The following is a 20,023-nucleotide window of genomic DNA, read 5'->3' on the forward strand; positions in this document are numbered from 1 at the left end:
TGCGCCCACGCGGCCCGGTCGGCGCTCCTCGCGATCATGCGGGCAGGCCGGCAGCGCGCCCGTCCGCCGCCCCGGCTCAGAGCGGGGGCAGCCGCCGGCCCACCAGCGCGCGCAGCCGCTCCGCCTCCTCCGGGGAGCGCAGTCCGCGCAGCGGCAGCACCTCCACGAGCAGGATGTTCGGGTCGCGGCTGAGGAGCACCAGGTGGTCGCGGGTCTCGCGGTGGCCGCGGAAGACCGACCAGCGCTGGAGGAGCTGCACGTGGGCGGTCTCGACCGTGATACCGGTCCCGCTCACGGAGGCGCGGTACTCGCCCTGCCAGGAGACCGTGCGCAGCACGTGGTGGGCCTGGAGGCGGGGCGTCGACCAGATCAGGACGGCGCAGAGGACGGCGAGCACGAACGACACCGGGGAGGGCTGCCGCGAGGCCAGGGTCAGCAGGGCGCCGGCCCCGAAGAGCGCGGTGAACCCCCACCGGACCAGGTGGAGTCGGCGGAGGCGCTCGCGCACGAGGACGCCGGTGAGGATGTCGGCCCGGGTGGGCGTGTAGGCGAGCTCGACCCTGTCCGTGTCCATGTCCATGTCCATGGACCGGGATCGTAATGCCGGGCTGACGCGTCCTCACGACCAGGTGGCCGGGCTAACTCATCTTCACGACCAGGTGGCCGGGCTAACTCATCTTCACGACCAGGTGGGCGCGGTCCCGGCCGCGGGCCACCAGGCGGGCGTTCGCCTCGTCGGAGTCGTGCACCCAGCGCTCGGCGTACGCCCGGTCCTTGCCGAAGCGGACGTGCCGCTCGACGAGCCGGGGGACGCGGCGGCCGGCGTCCAGGTCCAGGTACCAGGCCTCGTCGAGCAGGGGCAGGACCCCGGCCCAGGCGCCCTCGTCGTGCAGGAGGTAGTTGCCCTCGGTCACGACGAGCGGGACCTCGGCCGCGACGGGTATCGCTCCGGCGACGGGCTCCTCCAGGGAGCGGTCGAAGGCGGGGGCGTAGACGGTGGTGCCGGGGACGGGGGTACGGAGGCGGGCGAGGAGCGCGGTGTACCCGGCGGCGTCGAAGGTGTCCGGCGCGCCCTTCCGGCCGGCCCGCCCGAGCCGCTCCAGCTCGGCCTGCGCCAGATGGAACCCGTCCATCGGTACGAGCGCGGCGAGCCCGTCGAGCCGGGCGACGAGCCGCGCCGCGAGCGTGGACTTGCCGGCCCCGGGCGCCCCGGCGATCCCGAGCACCCGCCGCCGTCCCGGCACGGCGAGCGCCCGCGCTCGTACGGCGAGCCGGTCGAACTCCTGCGCGTCCATGCGGCGCATTGTCGCACCGCCGCCGCGCCGGGGCTCAGCCCACGGGGACCGGCTGTGCCAGGCGGGGCGTCGCGCGGTGCAGGCCCCGGCGGTCGTACAGCCGCGTGAGGACGAGGCCGAGGGCGAGCGACACGGCGAAGCCGATGCCGACCATGGTCCAGGCCCGGCCGAGTCCCGCGTCGGTCCGGGCGCCGAAGTAGAGGATGGACCGGACGCCGTCGACGACCTGACGGAACGGTTCGAAGGTGGCCAGGAAGCGGTAGAAGTCCGGGAGGGCCTGGATCGGGATGGTGGCACCGGCCGACGGGATGGCCAGACCGATCAGGACCAGCATGGACGCGAGGGGGCCCGGGGTGCCGAGGACGGCGAGCAGGGCGAGCGCGGTGATGCCCATCGCGGCCGTGGCGCAGGTTCCGAAGAGCCACAGCAGGGGCAGGTGGGAGGCGTCGATGCCGATGACGCCGACGGCCGCGGTCATGGCGAGCGCGGAGGTCAGCATCGACAGGGCGACCATGAGCGCCGAGCAGACCAGGAAGTGGTGCACCCGGGTGGCGTGCTGGACGGGCTTGACGACGCGGAACGGACCCTTGTCGCTGGCGATGTAGCCGAGTGCGGTGTCGACCTGCGTGTGGATGACGTTGGCGCCGAGCATGCCGCCGAGGACGAGGATGAGCGCGTAGAAGAAGGCGCTCAGTCCGAGCCCGCTGTGCTGCCCGAGGGGGTGGCCCTCCTGGACGGAGAGGTGCACCGGGTCGGCGATCATCAGCTGCGCGGCGGCGCCCGGCGTCTGCGCGGGGGCGGTGTGCGCGGCGGTGGCCGCCGCCGTCCGGTGTGCGGCCGCCTGCCCCAGCTGCTTGCCGACCTCCGCGGAGGTGGTCGCGACGACCTTGCGGTTGATCTCGGTGGCCATGGAGGAGCCGAAGCTTCCGGCGGCGGGGTTGGTCAGGACCGTCATGGTCGGCGGGTGCGGCGTGCGCTGCGCGGGCCCGGCGAGCGCGGCCACGGAGGCGGAGAAGTCATCGGGGATGACGAGGGCGCCGAAGACCTTGCCGCGGGCGAGCAGGTCGTCGGCGGTGCGGCGGTCGACCTGCTTCCAGTCGACCTTCTCCTCGAGGTCGGCCGATCCGGTGATCTGCGTGGTGATCCGTGCGCCGAGGTCGATCCGCTTCCCGGCCACCTGGGTGCCCCGGTCCGTGTTGACCAGGGCGATGGGCAGGTCCTTCGTCGAGCCGACCGGGTCGTTGTTGGCGCCCAGGTAGAGCAGGGACAGGACGAACGACAGCAGGCCGAGGATCACCGCCGACGGCAGCCACACGCCACGCCGGCGCAGCAGCCCGCGTGCGCTCACGCGCAGCGGGTGGGTGGGTTCGGACATGCAGGGGCTCCCGCTTCGATGGGGTGTCGTCGCTGGCCGGCGACACATTAGAAACCTTCACTTTCCAGTTGAAGAGTGACACTATCGAGTGGACGTGTCCATTCGAGCCCCTGGGAGACTGCTCACACACGGATCACCCGGACCACGCCCGGATCCCACCCGGAACAGCCTTCGAGCGAGAGCGCCCATGAAGATCTCTGACCTGAGCCGTCTGTCCGGAACGCCGGTCGGAACGATCAAGTACTACCTGCGGGAAGGCCTGCTCCCGCCCGGCCGCCCGCTCGGGGCCACGCTGACCCTGTACGGCGACGAGCACGTCCAGCGCCTGCGTCTGATCCGCGCCCTGACCGCCCGCGGCGGCCTGTCCATCGCCGCCACCCGCGACGTCCTCGCGGCGATCGACGAGCCCCTCGACCCGCTCGCCACCCTCGGCGTGGTGCACTACGCGCTCCCGACACCCGTCGACGCCGCCGAGACGGACGCGGTGGACGAGCAGGCGCCCCGGGTCGACGAGCTCGTCCGCGCGATGGGCTGGGACGTCTCCCCGGACTCCCCCCACCGCCACGCCCTCGCCGCGAGCCTGATGGACCTCAGCCGCCTCGGCATCGAGTACGGCACGCAGGACCTGCTGCCGTACGCCGAACTGGCCGCGGCCGCCGCGAAGCTCGACGTCGACCGCGTCGAGGAGCTCGACGACGCCGAGGACCGGCTCAGGCTCGCCGAGCACGCCGCCATCGTCGTCCTCCTCCTGGAACCGGTCCTGGCCCTGCTGCGTCGTATGGCGCAGGAGAACGAGACCCGGCGCCGGGCCGCGTGGGCGCGCACGCCCGGGGAACCCGCCGCCCCGACCCCGCCGGCCGACACGCACTGAGGAGCGGACAACACCGACCCCTCGGGGGTGACCCTCGCCCACCCCTCCCCCGGACCCTCGTTCGCACCCCCCGTCCGACGAGGGACATCCCCCACGACCACGCGGGTCGACGCGGGTGGGTTCCGACCCTTCCGCGTATTACGTTGAGGAAATGCCGTCCATCGCACTCGTCACCCTCGTCGTCCGTGATTACGACGAGGCCATCGCCTTCTACACCGACGCCGTCGGCTTCGACCTGGTCGAGGACACCGAGCGCGGCGACGGAAGCCGCTGGGTCGTCGTCCGCCCGCGCGGCGCGGCCGGTGTCGGCGGCCTCGGCAACGCCGGACTGCTCCTGGCCAAGGCCAAGAACGAGGAGCAGGAGGCGTCGGTCGGCAACCAGACCGGCGGCCGGGTCGGCTTCTTCCTCCACACCGAGGACTTCGCCGGCGACCACGAACGCATGACGGCCGCCGGGGTGAAGTTCCTGGAGGAACCGCGCCACGAGCCGTACGGCTCCGTCGCCGTCTTCGAGGACCTCTACGGCAACCGCTGGGACCTCCTGCAGCCCGCCGAATAATTCGGTGTCGCCCGCGCGGCGGCGCTCCCTACACTCTCGGCACGGCGCACCGACCGGTGTGCCGTGCCGAGAGTGTCCACCGAGGAGAGCCGACCGTGCGTACGCGCCGCTTCGACGTGATCCTCGCCTCTCGCTCCGGCCGGTGGCGGCTGCGCGCCCGCCATCGCCGACCCGTGACGTGACCACGGCCCCCTAGGGATCCGTCCGGGAATCGCGCTGCCCCGTTCTTCACGCAGCAGCGAAAGGCACCACCATGCGTATCCGCAATCTCGGCATCCTCGCCCACGTCGACGCCGGCAAGACGACGGTCACCGAGCGCTTCCTCTACCTCACCGGCGCCACCCACAAGCGCGGCGAGGTCCACGACGGCACGACCGTGACCGACTTCGACCCGCAGGAGCGGGACCGGGGCATCACGATCTTCGCCGCGGCCGTCAGCTGCGACTGGGCGGGTCATCGCATCAACCTGATCGACACCCCCGGTCACGTCGACTTCTCCGACGAGGTCGAGCGTGCGCTGCGCGTCCTCGACGGCGCCGTCGCCGTCTTCGACGCCGTCGCGGGCGTCGAGCCGCAGAGCGAGACCGTGTGGCGCCAGGCCGACCGCCACGGCGTCCCGAGGATCGCGTTCGTCAACAAGCTGGACCGCGCGGGCGCGGAGCTCGACGGCGCCGTCGAGTCGATCCGTACCCGCCTGGGCGCGGTCCCGCTCCCCGTCCAGCTCCCCATCGGGCGCGAGGACGGCTTCACGGGCGTCGTGGACCTGGTGAGGATGCGGGCGTACGTGTGGGCCGACGGCGCCGACACGTTCGCCGACCTGCCGGTCCCCGAGGAGCTCGCGGACGAGGCCCGGCGCCGCAGGCGAGCCCTGGAGGAGACGGTGGCGGAGCTGCATCCGGGGGCCCTGGAGGAGTTCTGCGCGGCTGCGGCACTCTCCGCCGGGACGCTGACGGGCGCGCTCCGGGACCTCACCCTCTCCGGCGAGGCCGTGGTCGTGCTGTGCGGCTCCGCGTACCGCAACCGCGGCATCGAGCCCCTGCTCGACGCCGTCGTGGCGTACCTCCCGGCGCCGTCGGACATGCCGCCGGTGCGCGGCGAGGTCCCGGCGGACCCGGAGGCGCCGTTCACCGCGCTCGCGTTCAAGGTGAACGCGACGGCCACCGGCCGCATGACCTACCTCCGCGTCTACGCGGGCACGATCGGAAAGGGGGACACCGTGCTCGACACCACGGCGGGGCGTACGGAGCGGATCGCCCGCATCCTGCGCGTCCAGGCCGACCGGGCGACCGAGGTGGACGAGGCGCGCGCCGGTGACATCGTCGCCGTCGTCGGGCCGAAGTCCGCCCGCGCCGGGGCGACGCTCTGCGCGCCGGACGCGCCGGTCGTCCTCGAACCGCCCACGACCGCCGACCCGGTGGTCTCGGTCGCGGTCGAGGCCCGCCGCAGCACCGACACCGGCCGCCTGGCGACGGCCCTCGTCCGGATGACGGAGGAGGACCCGTCGCTGGTCGTGCGGTCCGACCCGGAGACGGGCCAGACCGTCCTGTCCGGGCTCGGCGAGCTGCACCTGGAGGTCGCGGTGGAGAAGCTGCGGCGCGACCGGGGCCTCGAGGTCACGGTCGGCCGTCCGCAGGTCGCGTACCGGGAGACGGTGGCCAAGGGCGTCACGAATCTCCTCTACCGGCACGTCAAACAGGACGGCGGCGCGGGCCAGTTCGCCCATGTGGTCGTCGACGTCGAACCGACGGGCAGTGAGGAGGAGTTCGAGTTCCGCTCCACGGTCACGGGCGGCCGCGTCCCGCAGGAGTACATCCGCGCGGTCGAGGCCGGCTGCCGGGACGCGCTCGTCGAGGGCCCCCTCGGCGGCCACCCGGTGACGGGTGTCCGGGTCACGCTCACGGACGGCGCCACGCATCCGAAGGACTCCTCGGAGATGGCGTTCCGCACGGCGGGCCGCTTCGCCCTGCGCGAGGCCCTCCGCGCGAGCGTCATGACCCTGCTCGAACCGGTGGCCGAGGTGACGGTCACCGTGCCCGCCGAGTCGGTCGGCGCGGTGCTCGGTGACCTCGCGGCCCGCCGGGGCCGGGTCACGGACCAGACGACCCGCTCCGGCACGGCGGTGGTCTCGGCGACGGTCCCGCTGGCCGAACTCTTCGGCTACGCGTCCCGCCTCCGCGGCCGCACCCAGGGCCGGGGCACGTTCACGACCCGCCCGGCCGGGTACGAGGCGGCTCGGGGCTGAGGCCGCGTTCGGCCCGCACACACCGTGCGGGCCGAACGCGCGGCGCCGGGACCGGCCGTGATCCGGACAGGTCCTCGCGCCGGGGGGTGTCTTGTCGATCACGCCGCGAGCCCGGCCTGATCGGCAGGAAACCCCCTACGGCGCCAGGGTGCGCAGGACGCAGAACTCGTTGCCCTCGGGGTCGGCCATGACCACCCAGCTCCGGCCCGGTCCCTGACCCACGTCCACCTTGGTGGCGCCGAGGCCGAGCAGCCTGGTCACCTCGTCCTCGGTGCTGCCGTCGATCGGACTGACGTCGATGTGCAGCCGGTTCTTCACGGTCTTGCCCTCGGGCACCAGGGTGAAGCAGAGGGTGGGCGGCATCTGACGGGCCCGGATGTCCTCGACGGTCGGCTCCCAGGAGCCGATCTCGACGATCTCCTCACTCCGGTCGATGACCTTGAAGTCCAGGACCTCGCACCAGAAGGCCGCGAGCGCCTCCGGGTCGTGGCAGTCAACGGCCAACTCGGTGAACCTACTTGTCATGTCTCTCCCAGACAGCGCGGAAAGGGGCTCAGAGTACGCCGACCCTCCGGCGGAGTCGCGGTCTTTTCGATGGCGGAGGTCTCGGAGCCGTACGGAAGCCGCCGGGTGTCGGCTCGGCCGAGGAAGCATCACCTCCATGTCCTCGGTTCGTAACGAGCAGGACCGCACCGGAATACGGCGGCCGCAGCGGTGCAGACTCTGCTCGTCGAGCCATACGGAGTACACGGGGGACCACCATGCGCGCTGCCCGCACGAGCTGGAAGACGTACGCCCTGGGAGCCGCGGCCGTCGCCGCGCTCCTCTCGTCCACGGCGTGCGGGCCGGACGGCGGTACGGCGGACGGGGCGGCGGGCCAGGCCCCGTCCGGTACCGCGAGCGCGACCGGCACGACCGCCCCCGCCGGCCCGAGCCCGAGCCCGACCACCGAAGCCCCGCGGCCCGGCGCGACCGCCACCGCCACCGCCACCGCGAAGCCGTCCGCCAAGCCGTCCGCCACGGGCTCCGGCAAGGCCCCGGCCTGCGGTGACCAGGACCTCTCGATCGGGACGTCGTACTGGGCGCACGACTCGGGTCAGCACCTCCTGATCACGGCCACCAACGTCAGCGGCAAGCCGTGCACGCTCTACCACTACCCGTTCATCACCTTCGGTCAGGACGTCGACAGCCCGCTCCCGCCGATGGAGTCCCCGGCGAAGGCCGTCGCCACGATCGGGCCGAAGGAGAAGGCGTACGCGGGCGTGAAGCTGTTCCTGGGCGGTGAGAGGACGACGACGTACGAGTCGTTCGGCATCGCGTACCGGGACCCGGACAACAACGACGACGGGTCGCCGATCGACGTCGCGCTGTCCGACGACGTCCAGTTCGTCACCGTCGGCCAGAAGCCCTCGGTCACGTTCTGGAACCTCTCCCGCAGCGAGGTCGAGGGCTTCGTGTTCAAGGCCCGGTGATCGCGGAGCCGGGCCTTTCGGGCTTGCGGGCCAGGAGGCAGGCGTGCGGTCGGTTCGCCCGTCCGCCCGGCTCCTGTTCCAGGCGCGCGGTGACGACGAATCCGGCCCGGCCCAGCAGGGCGACGATGCGGTCCAGGGGCAGGAGGTACGACTCGTAGGACACCGGACGGCCGTAGCCGCGGGTCGGCTGCAGCCGTTAGTCGCCGACGTAGTCGCCCCAGAGCAGGAGGCCGCCGGGCGCGAGCGTGCGGTGGAACTCGGCGAACACCGCCGGCAGCCACTCCGGGGGCGTGTGGTGGGTGGAGTACCAGGCCAGGATGCCGCCGAGTTCGCCGTCCCCCGTCTCCAGGGCGGTCATCGAGCCCTCGGTGAACCGCAGGTCCGGATGGGCGTTGCGGGCCAGCTCGATCATCTTCGGCGACAGGTCGACGCCGAAGGCGGACACCCCGAGACGGGCGAGGTGCGCCGTGATGCGGCCGGGGCCGCACCCCAGGTCCGCGACCGGACGCGGACCGGCCGTCCGCACGAGTTCGGCAAACGCCGCAAGCATCCCGCGGGACACCGGGTCCATCCCGGCCGGAGGCGGCACGCGTTCGACGTAGTCGGCGGCGACGGTGTCGTACGACTCCCGGACCGCGGTCAGAAAGGAGGGCTCGGCCATGCGGGCGACCCTAGACCCGGGAACCGCCCTGGCGTGAGAGCGCGCCGGGCAGGCGTGACCCGCTGGAGAGCTCGTCGAGTCGCGCGACCGCCCGCTCGGGCAGTTCGAGGGTGAAGCCCGCCAGGTTCCCGGCCAGTTGGGCCGTGGTGCGGGGGCCGATGACGACCGAGGTCACTCCCCGCCGCTGCCGTACCCAGGCGAGGGCCACGGCGGCAGGGGTGGAGCCGAGGCCCGCGGCGATCTCCGTGACCTCGTCGGCGATCCGCAGGTTGCGTTCGGTGAGCAGGTCTTCGGCCCAGGCGCGGGCCAGGGGTGAGGGAGAGGCCAGCAGCCGTCCCATGCGGGAGTGCGCGTCGGGGGCGGTGTCCCGGGAGTAGCGGCCGGTCAGGACGCCGCCGCCCAGCGGGGACCAGACGAGGGTTCCGAGGCCGTGCCGTTCGCACGTCGGCAGTATCTCCGTCTCGATGTCCCTGGCCAGCAGGGAGTACTGGGGCTGGAGGCTGATGAACGGCGTCCCGCCGACCCGGGCCGCGGCCCACTGGGCCTCCACGATCTGGGCCGCGCTGAAGTTGGAGCAGCCGATGTAGCGGACCTTTCCGGAGCGCACGAAGCCGTCGAGGGTGGCCATGGTCTCCTCGATGGGCGTGTCGGGGTCCCATTGGTGGCACTGGTAGAGGTCGATGTACTCCGTGCCCATGCGGCGCAGGCTCGCCTCCAGTGCCCTGGTGAGGTGGACGCGGGAGAGTCCGCGGTCGTTGGGCGCCGTGCCCTGCGGGAGGAACGCCTTGGTCGCGAGGACGACGGAGTCGCGGCGGCCCTTGACCGCCCGGCCGACGATCCGCTCGGACTCGCCGCCGGTGTAGGCGTCGGCGGTGTCGATGAAGTTGTGGCCGGCGTCCGTGAAGGCGTCGACGACACGGCGTGCCTCCGTCTCGTCGCAGCTGCCGACGCCGGGGCCGCCGGGCGGGCCGAAGTTCATGGTGCCGAGGCATGCCCGGGAGACGTTGAGGCCGGAGTTGCCGAGTCGTAGGTGTTCCACGTGGGGCGCCTTCCTGCTCGTCCGACGAGCCGGGTCGGGTCACTAGAATCGGATCACGTGTTCCGGTTGGACGATACGGAACAGCTGTTCCGGAAGTCAACGAGCGATCAGGGGAGAGAGACGGCCATGAACGCGGAGGACAGGCCGATGCGGGCGGACGCCCGGCGCAACCGGGTGCGCGTCCTGAGGGCGGCCGAGACCGTTCTGGCCCGGGAGGGACTGGGCGCCTCCATGCGGTCGATCGCCCAGGAGGCCGGGGTGGGGCTCGGCACCATCTACCGGAACTTCCCCACCCAGGAAGCCCTGTACGAGGCGATCATCGTCGAGCGCGTGCAACGACTGATCGACCACGCCGCGACCCTGCGCGAGGCCGTGGACGCGGACGCGGGCGACGCCTTCTTCGGCTTCTTCACGGAGATCGTCGCGAACTCCACCCGGCAGCGGGCCCTGGCGGACGTGCTCGTCGAGGCCGGCATCGACATCAAAGCGGGCATGTCGGAGACCGGGAAGGCGATGCGAGAGGCCGTCGAGGCGCTCCTGGCGCGCGCCCAGCGGGCGGGCGCGGTGCGCGAGGATCTGCGGATGCCGGAACTGCTCGCCCTGCTGAGCGCCACCTGCATGGCGGCGGAGCGCAACCAGTGGGACGACGCGCTGCGCGCCCGCGCGCTGGGCCTGCTGTTCGACGGGTTCCGTCCTCAACGGCCCGAGGGCTGGGCGCCGCCGCCGAAACCGGACCGCGCCCGCTAGCTCTTCTGCAGGGCGCGGGTGGCGCCCGCGACGACGGCGGTCGTCAGCACCCAGCCGAAGGCGACCAGCAGATAGGCGAGGCCCTGGAGACTGCCGTCCTGCCAGTACCAGGCCGTGCGCTGCCCCAGACCACCGATGGGGATCAGGAGGTCGAGCGTGTAGACGAGGGGGTGGAACGGGGCACCTTCGCCTTCTTTGACCGGGCTGGGGGACTGCGTACCGAAGGACAGCGTGCCCAGCAGGGTCAGCGCGAGGAGCCAGACGCCGGCCAGCCAGGGGCGGTAGCCGTACCCGACGGTCACGTCGAGCAGGTGCCCCCACACACGTGCGGCCGGGCGCAGCGTTCGACGCCGATGGCGCTGTCGCGCCAGGAGGACGCGGCGGGCGTCGTCGTCGTGGCCGGCCTTCCGGTACCAGCCCGCCAACTGCTCGTAGGGCTGGGGGCTGTAGCCCGGGCTGCGCCGGATCCACGCCACGCGGCGGGCCACGGAGTCCCGCCGCCCCACTGCCTCCCGTCGCTCGCCCGCCTCGGTCACCTTGATGGAGCCGTAGACGAAGCCGTCCAGCTCCACCGCGTCCGGCCAACTGTGCTCGCCGTCGTGGAGGTAGGACACCTGCGCGCCCCGCAGGTCCACCGTGCCGGAGGGCTGCCGGGCGAGGGTGAAGTCGAAGTCGACGGCCTGCATCAGCAGGGCGACCAGTGCGGGGCCGTCGCCGTGGGGCGGCCCGTTCAGGACGGCTCCTTCGAAGGTCAGGTTGTCCGAGATCCGGGCACCCCGCAGCCGTACGGTCCCGTGCGCGACGAACCCGTCGGAGAAGTTGAGCGTCGAGGCCACGACGTTGTCCAGGTCGAGCGCCACCCCGCGAGGGCCGGGGCGTTCGAGGAGTGCGCCCCGCATGTGCAGCCCGCCCGGCAACTGCGCCCCCATGAGACGGACTTCGCCCTGAGCGACGAATCCGTCGTCGCAGTAGACGCCGCCCTGGGCGACCAGTCCACCGGCGGACACCGCCCACTCCCCGGGTGCGGTGATCTCGGCGCCGCTGAGACCGACGGCGCCGCTCACCTGGGCGTTGATGAGCGACAAGGCCGTGACCCTGCGGTGGAGGGGTGAGGGAGAGCCGCCCTCCAGGCGAGAGCGCCGCAGGTCGAGGCGCCCCTCGATCCGGATCAGGCCGGCTTCCAGGCCCGGCACCCGGCTGCCCACGATCGCGATCGAATGGGTCGACGCTCCGGTGAGCTCCACGCCTTCCTCGAACCAGCAGTCGTCGAGCCGGAAGGCGTGATCGATCTGCGCGCCGGCCAGGTCGAGGTGCCCGGTTATGCGCGCCCCGGCGAGCCTCAGACTTGCGACGGCGCCCGTGCGCGCGGCGCTCGCGCCTTGGAGGAGCGCGGTGATCACGGCGGCCCGCACCGTCCGCGCGGGCCCCCACCGATCACCCCCGGCGACACGGTCGTCCTCGGGCACGCCGGTGCGCAGGTCCACACGGCGTCCGTCGGGGAACGCGTCCCACAGCTCACGCTCCGGTGAAGTCAACTCGTCGTATGAGAACACTCGTGCAGGGTAGTGATCCTTCTGCGCGCCCGCCGCGGGAACGCACCTGCCATCCCGCCACCGTGATGCCCACCCTCCTCCGCCCGCGCGCCGCCGTCCCGCGAACGTGTGTGCCAGGATGCGTGTACCTGCCCGCCATCGGCACGAGGAGCGATCTCGATGAGCACCACCCCCGCCGGCTACCTCTCCGGACTGTTCTCGCTCGAAGGGCGCAACGCACTGGTCACCGGCGGCAGTTCCGGCATCGGCAAGGCCATCGCCGGGGCCCTGGCCCGGGCGGGGGCGAGCGTGGTGATCCTGGCCCGCAAGGAGGCCGAGCTCGCCGCGACCGTCGACGAGCTGACGGCCGACGGCTGCCGGGCGGCCTGGGTGAGCGCCGACCTGAGCACCCGGGAGGGCATCAAGGCGGGGGCGGAGGCGGCGGCGGCCGTCTTCGGGGAGCCGGACATCCTGGTGAACTCGGCCGGCATCAACCTCCGTCCGCCGTTCGGCGAGCTGGGCGACGAGGTGTGGGACACGACGATGACGGTGAACCTGGAGGCGCCGTTCCTCCTGGGCCGCCGCTTCGGGCCCGGCATGGCCGAGCGGGGCTTCGGCCGGATCATCCACATCACCTCGCAGCAGGCGCACCGCGCGTTCGTGCAGAGCGGGGCGTACGGAGTCTCCAAGGGCGCCCTGGAGTCGCTGGCCCGCTCGCAGGCCGAGGCCTGGTCCCCGTACGGCGTCACCGCCAACACCCTGGTCCCCGGCTTCGTGATGACCCCGCTCAACCAGCGCCTCTCCTCCGACCCGGAGAAGGTCGCCGCGCTGGCCGCCCGCACGATGGTCGGCCGCAACGGCCTGGCCGAGGACTTCGCGGGCGCGGCCGTGTTCCTGGCGAGCGCCTCCTCGGCGTACGTCACGGGCCATTCGCTCTTCGTGGACGGCGGGTTCTCGGTCCACTGAGGCCCGCTCCCGGCCCGGGTCGGACGTAGAAGTCCTCCGCGTCCTGGAGGGGGAAGGCGTAGAGCCCGATCATCGCGCCGTGCTTGCCCTCGCCCAGGTAGTAGTCGCCGGTGTGGTGCATGCAGAAGAACCGGTTGCGTTCGTCCACGACGTACACCTCTCCGTCCGTGGAGTCCCAGCCGACCGGGAAGAGCCGCACGCCGAGGCTGCGGCTCAGTTCCGCCATGTTCTCGAAGGTGTCGCTCCAGACGGGAACGGGCGTGAAGTCGATGTAGTCGTCCCGCTGCGCGTCGTGCATCACGCGGAGCCCGGCGTGCTCGGTGAGGAAGTCGGTAGCGGGTGCGACGGGCTCCAGCGGGAATCCGCCGCTCCGGCTCTCCTCGACGGTCTCCGCCACGAACGCCGTTGCCCGGTCTCCGGCGTTCCGGCCGGGATACCAGCCGTACTCACCGAACCAGGCGTCGACGTCCGCGGGGACCTTGAGGTGGGGCACGAGGAGCTCCTGAGCTGCGGGGGCGGTGATCCCCATCCTGTCGCCTCACGGGCGGCACCCCCCAGGGGGGCGCACTCCACCGCGCAGAATCGGCCACACGCGCCCCCGACGGCCCTACGGTTTTCGGTCATTGTCGTCGGACCCCCTGGCGATGCCCGCGTGGACCACTTGAATGGCCTCACTCGTGTGCGAAGAACAATCGGGGGTGCACATGGATCCACTGACCGCCATCGCGGCCGCGGGCGTCGCGCTCGTCGTCAAGGGTGCTCTTGAGGCCACCGGCCAGGAAGCCGGCCGCAGCGGCTGGAACGGCGGCGCCCGGCTCATGGAGCGGATCAGGGCGCGGTTCCGCGGGGACACGGAGGCCGAGGCGGCTCTGGAGCGCGTCACGGAAGCTCCGGACGACGAGTCCCGGCAGCAGGTCCTGGAGCGGATGCTCGCGGCGCACATGCTGCGGGACCGGCAGTTCGAGGACGACCTGCGGCGCATCGTCGACGAGGCCGTGGCCGCCGGTGGACACCGCGGTGCGCAGGTCAGCGCCGCCCTGATCAAGAACGCCCAGGTCTTCAACGAGAAGGTCGAGATCAAGGGCGACTGGAACCTCTCCTGACGGTGTGACCGGCGCCGTGCGGCGCCGCCCCGTCATGTCGTCGCGCCCTCGTGACGGCATGCCGTCGTCCGTCGTGCCGTCATCCCTCCCGGAAGTCCGTGTGCCATGAGTGAGGAAGTCACCGCCCCGTCCGGCGGGACGAAGCCGAGCCCCGAACCCGCCCCGAAGCCTCCCGAAACCGATCCGGAGGCGAAGGCCCCGCCGGAGAGCGAGCGGCGGGGCACAGGACCGGAACAGGACGGTCCCGTCAGCGAGTCCGACGCCCTGCGCTCCCTCGCCGAGGGGAGCGGGAGCGACGACCCCGAGCGTTCCGAGGCGCAGCGCGCGGGCGCCATCGCGGACCTGATCGCCCAGCGCCTCAGCGCCGACGCCTCCGGCACCCGGATCGGCACCCTGGCGCTCTTCAACGACACCGTCAGCTTCGGCGGCGGCTTCCACACGGACGGCGGGCGGCGGCACCGGGAGCGGCCCGCAGCGGGCGAGGGTTCCGTCCTGCCGCTGGACTCCGCCGAACTCGACGACCACACCACGCGGTTCGTCGAGCCGCGGGCGTACCGCTCCGTGCTCGGGGTGCTGCGCGAGCGGCGGTTCCTCGTCCTGACCGGTCCGTCCGGCAGCGGGCGCGAGGCCGCCGCCGTCAACCTGCTCGCCGAGGCGCTCGCCCTGGCGGGCGCCGACGGCGGCGGGATCTGCCACCGGCTCCTCGACGCCTCCGCCCTGCTCACGCCCGGCTGGGAGCCGCCGGCGCCCGACAGCGGATACCTCGCCCAGGTCGACGACGGGCCGGCCGGGGCGCACGGCTTCGACGCGCTCCCCCGGCTGCTGCCCGCCGTGGTGGCGGCCCTGAAGGCCAAGGGGTGCCATCTGGTGCTCACGGGCGGCCAGGACCTCGCCGTCGCCGTCCGCGGTGACGGCGGCACGGAAGTCGCCGCACACGTCCTCGACCCCGTCGATCCCCTCGCCGTCCTCGAACGGCGGGTCCTCGGGCTCGGCGCCGCCCCGGAGGCGCACACCGCGCTGCGGGCCCGGCTCGCCTCCGGCGGGGTCGTCGACACCCTCAAGGAGCTGCCGGCCGCGCGGCACGCCGCACGGCTCGCCGCCGACATCTCCGCGGGCCGGGACGTGGCCGCCGCGGCCGCGGCGCTGCGCGACCCCAGCGACCAGGTGCGGGCCTGGTTCGACCGGCACCGGAACCCGGAGGCGGTGGCGTTCGCGCTCGCCGCGGCCGTCCTGGAGGACAGCGGCTATCTGACCGTCGCCGAGGCCGCGGTGAAACTGCGGTCCTCCCTCGCCGAACCCGGACTCGCGCCCCCGGACGTACGGTTCAGGGACCGGCTCGGCGACGAGCAGCAGTGGATCAGGCTCGACACCACGGGCGGCGGCGCGCCCCGCGTCCGCTTCCGCAACCCCCTGCTCGGCCAGGTCGTCCTGCTCTACGCGTGGACCGGTCTCGACGGCTGGCGCGAGCCCCTGCTCGCCTGGCTGCGGCAGCTCCTCGGCCACACCGACCTGGAGGTCCGCGCCCGGGCCGCGGTCGCCGCCGGAGTGCTCGCCTGGGCCGACCACCACTACGCGGTGCACCGCTACCTCACCACCTGGGCGGCCGGCGAGTCCTGGCCGCTGCGCCAGGCCGCCGCGACCGCCCTCGGCGTGGCCGGCGGCGACGAGGACTCGACCGAGGCCGTCTGGGCGCTGCTGCACGACTGGGCGCGCGGCGGCAGCTCCGCCCGCGCGCGCAGACTGGCCGGGACGGCGGCGAACACGGCGGGCGGAATCCTCGGCCGTACCGCACCCGGGCGGGCCGTGGCCGTGCTGCGCGACGCCCTGGACCGCGACGACGACTGGGGCACCCTGCCGTCCGTCGCCTGGGGCGGGGTGCACCTGATCCACCAGGGGCAGGCCGGGCCGCTGCTCGCCGCGTACCTCGACTGGTCCGCGCCCCGGGACCTCTCCCCCATGGTGGTGAAGTCGCTCTCCGCCTTCGTCTTCGCGACGACCCGGCCGTACGAGCCCGGCGTCGACGGGCCCGTGGACGGGGTCGCGGGGGTGCCCCTGCTGCTCGGCGGACTGCCCGCCCACCGGGCGGCGCTCGCCGAACTGTGGGCGCGGTCCCTGGCCCGGCGGCCCGTGCAGGACACGGCCCTGCTCGCGCTGCGCGACTGGATCGACGTCCACGCCGACCGGGCGGGACCGTCCGCGCTCGACGCGCTCGGCGGCCTCCTCGCCGACATCGCCCGCCGGCCGGGCTCGCACCGCGCCCGGCTGCTGTGGTGGCTGGACAAGTGGTCGCACGAGCGCGAACGGCCCTCGCGCAACGCGGCCCTGCTGCACGCACGCCTGTCCCGTACGTCCTGAGCGCACCGACGAGGAGAAGGGAGGAACCCGTGGAGGAGCAGACCTACGACCCGGTGCTGTCCTTCGAGGAGCTGCCCAAGTGGCGGCTGACGAAGCCGGTCCGGCCGCCGGAGCCGGGGCGCGCGATCGTCCTGGTGCGGGAGAGCGGCTCGTCGCTGACGATCCGCAGCGGCGAGGAGATCCCGTCGTCGCGCTTCGGCGCCTACAGCGGCATGTTCACCGTCGACCTGACCGAGCACCGGCTGATCCTGGACATCCCGCTGCTCAGCCGTGACCCCACCTTCTCCTTCCGCAGCCGGGTCGACCTGGTCTGCCGGGTCGCGGACCCGGCGCAGGTGGTGGCCCGCGGCATCCGGGACATGAGCGGCGCGCTCTTCGGCCACCTCCGCAAGACGCTCCGCGAGGTCGCGCGGGAGTACGACATCGCCGAATTCCACCAGGCCGAGCGGGCGTTGAACACGGCGGTGACCGGCTTCACCGGGGACGACGCGGTACGCCTGCGGAACGTACAGGTCGAACTCCTCGTCGACGAGGACGAGATCACCACCAGCGGACGTGAGTTCCGGGACGTCGTACGGGAGACCCGGCTCGCCGGCATGCGGCGCGGACGCCACCTCGACATGATCCGCGAGGAGGGCCTCGACGGTCTGATCGCCGAGATCATGGAGAAGGAGGGGCCACGGGCCGCGCTCACCTGGATCGAGAAGAACGAGGCCGAGAAGCGCGAGGTGAAGCGCGAGATCATGCGCCTCGTCCTGGAGCGCGGCGACGCCGACCGCGAACCCTTCGAGCAGGCCGAACTGGAGCGCACCGTCCTGGAGGAGGTGCTGCGCGAGAGCGACGGCCTCTTCGACGGCGCCGCCCGGCGCGGCAGGCTGCGCGGCTCCCTGGCGCGCGCCATCGAACCCGCTCCGGAGCCGGCCCCGGAACCCTCCTACGAGGAGCCCGGGCCCAGGCGGCTGCGGGGCGAGGTGATCCGGGAGGACCGACCGCGGTCCCGGCCCCGCTCCGGGCCGCCTTCGGGGCCGCCGTCCGGGCCGCCTTCCGGGCCGCCCGAGGACGAGCCGCTGCCGGGCCGCCGCGGCGCCCGCCCCACGGGCGGCGACGGGTCTCCTGGGTACACCCCGCCGGCGGCCCGTCCCGCCGAGGCTCCGGCGGATCCCCCGCCGCCCCGGGTCAGCAGGGTGCGGGGCACCACCACACGGGACACCGCCAAGCGTGACACCCCCGGCCGCGGACACGACAAGGAGCACTGATGGCCGACCACGAGCGCAGGGCCCGGCACGCCGTCTCCTCGCACCCGCACCCGCACGGTGCCGGGCAGCCGCCCCTGGGGCCGGCCGGGCCGCCGCCGCCCCCGGGACCCCCCGGACCGCCGCCCCCGGTGGCGCCGCTCGGACCGCCGCCGCCCCCGGCCGCGCCGCCCTCGCCCGGCGCGCCGCGGCAGCCGTCGGCCTCGGCGGGCGTCGTGGGCCCGCCGCTTCCGGCGGCCCCCGGGACCGCCGCGGACACCGCCGTGCCGGGGGCCTCCCCGGAGCGGCCGGCGCTGCCGCCCCAGGCCATCTGGTCGACCGAGGGCACCGCGCGCGGCGTCCAGGCGCTCTCGGTGTGGACCGAGCGCGTCCCCGGTCACGGCGAGGACGCCGAGCCCTTCGTCGCCCACCACTGGGGCACCGACCAGGGCCTGCTCGCCGTGTTCGACGGCTCCGGCGGCGCGGGCGCGGCCCCCGTCTGGCAGGACGCGGACGGCGTCTCGCACACCGGGGCCTGGGTCGGCGCCCGGATCGCCCGGCTCGCCACGGACTGCTGGTTCCGCGAGGTCGCCCAGGACAACGAACCCCTCGGCCCGGAGAGCCTGCACGAGTACCTGTCGTGGTTCCTGGCCAAGGCCCCGCAGCGGCGCAGCAAGATCGGCGGCACCATGCGCCGCCAGCTGCCCACCACCCTGGCGGCGGTCCACTACCAGGTGCGCAAGACCGACTGGAGGGTCGAGCTGCGGCCCCTGTGGGCGGGCGACTCACGCGCGTACGTGCTCACCGAGACGGGCGGGCTGCACGTCCTCACCCGGGACCACACGCGCGAGAGCGACGCCCTGGAACTGCTCCGCACCGACCCGCCGATGACCAACGTGGTCTGCGCGGACCGCGAGTTCACCGTCGACACGCACGACCTCGCCGCCTTCGAGCTGCCGTGCGTGCTGGTCGCCGCGACCGACGGGTACTTCGGCTACGTCGACACGCCCGCCGACTTCGAGCACCTGCTGCTGAGCACCCTCGGGAAGTCGGGCGACGAGTCCGAATGGGCCGACCTGCTGCGCCGCGAGGTGCAGGGGTACACGGGGGACGACGCCTCGCTCGCCCTGGTCGCCCTCGGCCACCCGGACTTCCGGGCGCTGCGCGACGCCTTCGAACGGCGCTACCGGGAACTGACCGAACTCCTTCAGCGGGACCGCCCGGCCGTCCTGGACCGCACCCCCGCCCGCCCGGGCGAAGCGGGAGCACCGGGCACGGCCCCGGCGGACCCGCGCGAGACCCACGCCCGCATCCGCGCCTGGCAGGACCAGAGCTGGCAGGCGTACCGCTGCGGCTACGAGACCCATCTGCCGCCCGCATCCGAGGAGCACCGATGAAGAAGGGCGACACGATCGCGGGCTACCGCATCGTCACCGACCCCACCAACGCCAACGGGGGCAAGTGCATCTGGGCCTTCGCGGAGCGGGACGGCCGGCAGTACTTCATCAAGCAGTTCCTGGAGCCCAAGCGCCCCAAGGACGACGCCGCCGACTCCAAGAGCGTACGGATCCGCCGCGAGGTCGCCCGGGAGTTCGAGGACCGGCACCGCACGATCATGAAGCGGCTGCGCTCGGACCGGCTCGACGGCGGCAACATCGTGCTCGCCGTGGACTTCTTCCACGAGGGCAGCACCTACTACAAGGTCACGGAGCGGATCGACACCTCCACCCTGGACCGGCCGCAGGCGCTGGAACCGAACCAGAAGGCGGTCCTGCTCAAGACGCTCGGCGCCAGCCTGAAGATGCTGCACGAGTTCGGGATCGTGCACGGCGACCTCAAGCCGCTGAACGTCCTGATCCAGAAGCGCGAGGGCGCCGCCTTCCACGTCGCCAAGCTGATCGACTTCGACGACTCCTACGAGTCCGGGGCCCCGCCGAAGCCGGAGGACATCTCCGGCGACTCGGCGTACGGCGCGCCGGAGTGGCGCCGGTACCTCCAGGACGACGGGGCGACCGGCCCGAAGGACCTCACCTGCGCCGTCGACATCTTCGCGCTCGGTCTGATGACCCATCTGTACGTGACGGGTGAACTCCCCTCGCACGACGCCCGGTTCGGCTCTCCGTCGGACGCGGTGAACGCCGGGGAGGAACTCCGGCTCGACCCGCGGCTCTCCGACGAACTGCTCGGCCTGCTGCGCCGGATGACGGCCGCCGATCCCCGCGTACGCCCCGGCATCGGCGTCTTCCTGGAGACGCTCGCCGACTCCGGGGTGTGCACGCTCCAGCACCGCAGGCCGGGCACGACGGCACCGGGCACCACCAAGCCGCCGGCACCGATCCCGACGCCCGGGCCCACGCCGACGGCGAAGACCAGCCGGGTGCGGTTCGGGGCGCGAAAGGGGCGGCCGGCACCCACGCCGCCGCCCGCCGAGGCGACCCCGCCTTCCCCGCCGGCACCGGAGCCGACCCCCGCACCACCGTCCGCACCCGCCCCCGCTCCGGGCGCGTCCCGGGTCCGTATCAACCTCGGTGGCCGCGGCGGCGACCGCCGCACCCCCTGACAGAGGAGAAGCCT

At 73.4% G+C, this 20,023-nt stretch carries 18 protein-coding genes and 1 pseudogene; 11 read left to right on the forward strand and 8 right to left on the reverse strand.

Going from position 1 to position 20,023, the window contains the following annotated elements:
- Nucleotides 1–76: 76 nt before the first annotated feature.
- From ACF07V_RS24715 to ACF07V_RS24725, 3 genes are all read right to left on the reverse strand, one after another.
- Nucleotides 77–586, reverse strand: coding sequence for a YcxB family protein (locus ACF07V_RS24715; RefSeq protein ID WP_392157213.1), 510 nt, complete (start codon nt 584–586; stop codon nt 77–79).
- A gap of 82 nt (nt 587–668) precedes the next feature.
- Nucleotides 669–1,304 (reverse strand): nucleoside/nucleotide kinase family protein, encoded by a 636-nt coding sequence (locus ACF07V_RS24720; RefSeq protein WP_392157215.1) that lies wholly within the window; start codon nt 1,302–1,304, stop codon nt 669–671.
- Nucleotides 1,305–1,329: 25 nt separating this feature from the next.
- Nucleotides 1,330–2,670 carry a DUF3533 domain-containing protein gene (locus ACF07V_RS24725; RefSeq protein WP_392157216.1) on the reverse strand — a complete coding sequence of 447 codons (1,341 nt, stop codon included), beginning with the start codon at nt 2,668–2,670 and terminating at the stop codon, nt 1,330–1,332.
- Nucleotides 2,671–2,857: 187 nt separating this feature from the next.
- Between ACF07V_RS24725 and ACF07V_RS24730 the strand changes: the two genes are divergently transcribed.
- The 3 genes from ACF07V_RS24730 to fusA all read left to right on the forward strand — a co-directional run bounded on the left by ACF07V_RS24730 (nt 2,858) and on the right by fusA (nt 6,342).
- Nucleotides 2,858–3,541, forward strand: a complete 684-nt coding sequence (locus ACF07V_RS24730; RefSeq protein ID WP_392157217.1) for a MerR family transcriptional regulator — start codon at nt 2,858–2,860, stop codon at nt 3,539–3,541.
- 151 nt (nt 3,542–3,692) lie between these two features.
- Nucleotides 3,693–4,100, forward strand: a complete 408-nt coding sequence (locus ACF07V_RS24735; protein ID WP_392157219.1) for a VOC family protein — start codon at nt 3,693–3,695, stop codon at nt 4,098–4,100.
- Nucleotides 4,101–4,353: 253 nt separating this feature from the next.
- Nucleotides 4,354–6,342 (forward strand): elongation factor G, encoded by a 1,989-nt coding sequence (fusA, locus tag ACF07V_RS24740; protein WP_392157221.1) that lies wholly within the window; start codon nt 4,354–4,356, stop codon nt 6,340–6,342.
- Between the two features lie 135 nt (nt 6,343–6,477).
- Here the strand turns inward: fusA and ACF07V_RS24745 are convergent, their stop codons facing one another.
- Entirely contained in the window at nt 6,478–6,867 is a 390-nt protein-coding gene (locus tag ACF07V_RS24745) for a VOC family protein (protein ID WP_392157223.1), read from the reverse strand.
- Nucleotides 6,868–7,103: 236 nt separating this feature from the next.
- On the opposite strand from ACF07V_RS24745, the gene ACF07V_RS24750 reads away from it, so the two are divergent.
- Entirely contained in the window at nt 7,104–7,814 is a 711-nt protein-coding gene (locus ACF07V_RS24750; protein WP_392157224.1) for a DUF4232 domain-containing protein, read from the forward strand.
- On the opposite strand, the pseudogene ACF07V_RS24755 reads toward ACF07V_RS24750, so the two are convergent.
- Nucleotides 7,801–8,475, reverse strand: a pseudogene (locus tag ACF07V_RS24755) (class I SAM-dependent methyltransferase). The gene ACF07V_RS24750 and the pseudogene ACF07V_RS24755 overlap by 14 nt on opposite strands.
- A gap of 10 nt (nt 8,476–8,485) precedes the next feature.
- Nucleotides 8,486–9,514: an aldo/keto reductase gene (locus ACF07V_RS24760; RefSeq protein WP_392157226.1), complete on the reverse strand. Its 1,029-nt coding sequence runs from the start codon at nt 9,512–9,514 to the stop codon at nt 8,486–8,488.
- Between the two features lie 126 nt (nt 9,515–9,640).
- Between ACF07V_RS24760 and ACF07V_RS24765 the strand changes: the two genes are divergently transcribed.
- On the forward strand, nt 9,641–10,261 hold the full coding sequence (locus tag ACF07V_RS24765; RefSeq protein WP_392157228.1) for a TetR/AcrR family transcriptional regulator: 621 nt from the start codon (nt 9,641–9,643) through the stop codon (nt 10,259–10,261).
- Here the strand turns inward: ACF07V_RS24765 and ACF07V_RS24770 are convergent.
- Nucleotides 10,258–11,814 carry an oxidoreductase gene (locus tag ACF07V_RS24770; protein ID WP_392157230.1) on the reverse strand — a complete coding sequence of 519 codons (1,557 nt, stop codon included), beginning with the start codon at nt 11,812–11,814 and terminating at the stop codon, nt 10,258–10,260. The genes ACF07V_RS24765 and ACF07V_RS24770 overlap by 4 nt on opposite strands.
- Before the next feature lie 159 nt (nt 11,815–11,973).
- On the opposite strand from ACF07V_RS24770, the gene ACF07V_RS24775 reads away from it, so the two are divergent.
- The gene (locus tag ACF07V_RS24775) at nt 11,974–12,759 is read left to right on the forward strand and encodes an SDR family NAD(P)-dependent oxidoreductase (protein ID WP_392157232.1); all 786 of its coding nucleotides are present in this window, start codon (nt 11,974–11,976) and stop codon (nt 12,757–12,759) included.
- On the opposite strand, the gene ACF07V_RS24780 is transcribed toward ACF07V_RS24775, so the two are convergent.
- Nucleotides 12,713–13,288: an SUKH-3 domain-containing protein gene (locus ACF07V_RS24780; RefSeq protein WP_392157234.1), complete on the reverse strand. Its 576-nt coding sequence runs from the start codon at nt 13,286–13,288 to the stop codon at nt 12,713–12,715. The two genes, ACF07V_RS24775 and ACF07V_RS24780, sit on opposite strands and share 47 nt — an antisense overlap.
- Before the next feature lie 175 nt (nt 13,289–13,463).
- Between ACF07V_RS24780 and ACF07V_RS24785 the strand changes: the two genes are divergently transcribed.
- From ACF07V_RS24785 to ACF07V_RS24805, 5 genes are all read left to right on the forward strand, one after another.
- A complete protein-coding gene (locus ACF07V_RS24785; protein WP_392157235.1) occupies nt 13,464–13,862 on the forward strand; it encodes a hypothetical protein in 399 nt (132 codons plus the stop codon).
- 105 nt (nt 13,863–13,967) lie between these two features.
- The gene (locus ACF07V_RS24790) at nt 13,968–16,217 is read left to right on the forward strand and encodes a hypothetical protein (RefSeq protein WP_392157237.1); all 2,250 of its coding nucleotides are present in this window, start codon (nt 13,968–13,970) and stop codon (nt 16,215–16,217) included.
- A gap of 29 nt (nt 16,218–16,246) precedes the next feature.
- A complete protein-coding gene (locus ACF07V_RS24795; protein WP_392157239.1) occupies nt 16,247–17,473 on the forward strand; it encodes a hypothetical protein in 1,227 nt (408 codons plus the stop codon).
- The gene (locus tag ACF07V_RS24800; protein ID WP_392157241.1) at nt 17,473–18,846 is read left to right on the forward strand and encodes a serine/threonine protein phosphatase; all 1,374 of its coding nucleotides are present in this window, start codon (nt 17,473–17,475) and stop codon (nt 18,844–18,846) included. Before ACF07V_RS24795 ends, ACF07V_RS24800 begins: the two co-directional genes overlap by 1 nt.
- Complete coding sequence (locus ACF07V_RS24805) at nt 18,843–20,009, forward strand: lipopolysaccharide kinase InaA family protein (RefSeq protein ID WP_392157243.1); 1,167 nt, start codon at nt 18,843–18,845, stop codon at nt 20,007–20,009. Before ACF07V_RS24800 ends, ACF07V_RS24805 begins: the two co-directional genes overlap by 4 nt.
- The last annotated feature ends 14 nt before the right edge of the window (nt 20,010–20,023 follow it).

Origin of the sequence: Streptomyces sp. NPDC015661 (assembly GCF_043077765.1) — a bacterium.
Classification (GTDB): domain Bacteria; phylum Actinomycetota; class Actinomycetes; order Streptomycetales; family Streptomycetaceae; genus Streptomyces.

Coding starts and splice junctions, on each gene's coding strand:
- ACF07V_RS24715 (WP_392157213.1), bottom strand. CDS start 586: ATGGACATGGACATGGACACGGACAGGGTCGAGCTCGCCTACACGCCC.
- ACF07V_RS24720 (WP_392157215.1), bottom strand. CDS start 1,304: ATGCGCCGCATGGACGCGCAGGAGTTCGACCGGCTCGCCGTACGAGCG.
- ACF07V_RS24725 (WP_392157216.1), bottom strand. CDS start 2,670: ATGTCCGAACCCACCCACCCGCTGCGCGTGAGCGCACGCGGGCTGCTG.
- ACF07V_RS24730 (WP_392157217.1), top strand. CDS start 2,858: ATGAAGATCTCTGACCTGAGCCGTCTGTCCGGAACGCCGGTCGGAACG.
- ACF07V_RS24735 (WP_392157219.1), top strand. CDS start 3,693: ATGCCGTCCATCGCACTCGTCACCCTCGTCGTCCGTGATTACGACGAG.
- fusA (WP_392157221.1), top strand. CDS start 4,354: ATGCGTATCCGCAATCTCGGCATCCTCGCCCACGTCGACGCCGGCAAG.
- ACF07V_RS24745 (WP_392157223.1), bottom strand. CDS start 6,867: ATGACAAGTAGGTTCACCGAGTTGGCCGTTGACTGCCACGACCCGGAG.
- ACF07V_RS24750 (WP_392157224.1), top strand. CDS start 7,104: ATGCGCGCTGCCCGCACGAGCTGGAAGACGTACGCCCTGGGAGCCGCG.
- ACF07V_RS24765 (WP_392157228.1), top strand. CDS start 9,641: ATGAACGCGGAGGACAGGCCGATGCGGGCGGACGCCCGGCGCAACCGG.
- ACF07V_RS24775 (WP_392157232.1), top strand. CDS start 11,974: ATGAGCACCACCCCCGCCGGCTACCTCTCCGGACTGTTCTCGCTCGAA.
- ACF07V_RS24780 (WP_392157234.1), bottom strand. CDS start 13,288: ATGGGGATCACCGCCCCCGCAGCTCAGGAGCTCCTCGTGCCCCACCTC.
- ACF07V_RS24785 (WP_392157235.1), top strand. CDS start 13,464: ATGGATCCACTGACCGCCATCGCGGCCGCGGGCGTCGCGCTCGTCGTC.
- ACF07V_RS24790 (WP_392157237.1), top strand. CDS start 13,968: ATGAGTGAGGAAGTCACCGCCCCGTCCGGCGGGACGAAGCCGAGCCCC.
- ACF07V_RS24800 (WP_392157241.1), top strand. CDS start 17,473: ATGGCCGACCACGAGCGCAGGGCCCGGCACGCCGTCTCCTCGCACCCG.
- ACF07V_RS24805 (WP_392157243.1), top strand. CDS start 18,843: ATGAAGAAGGGCGACACGATCGCGGGCTACCGCATCGTCACCGACCCC.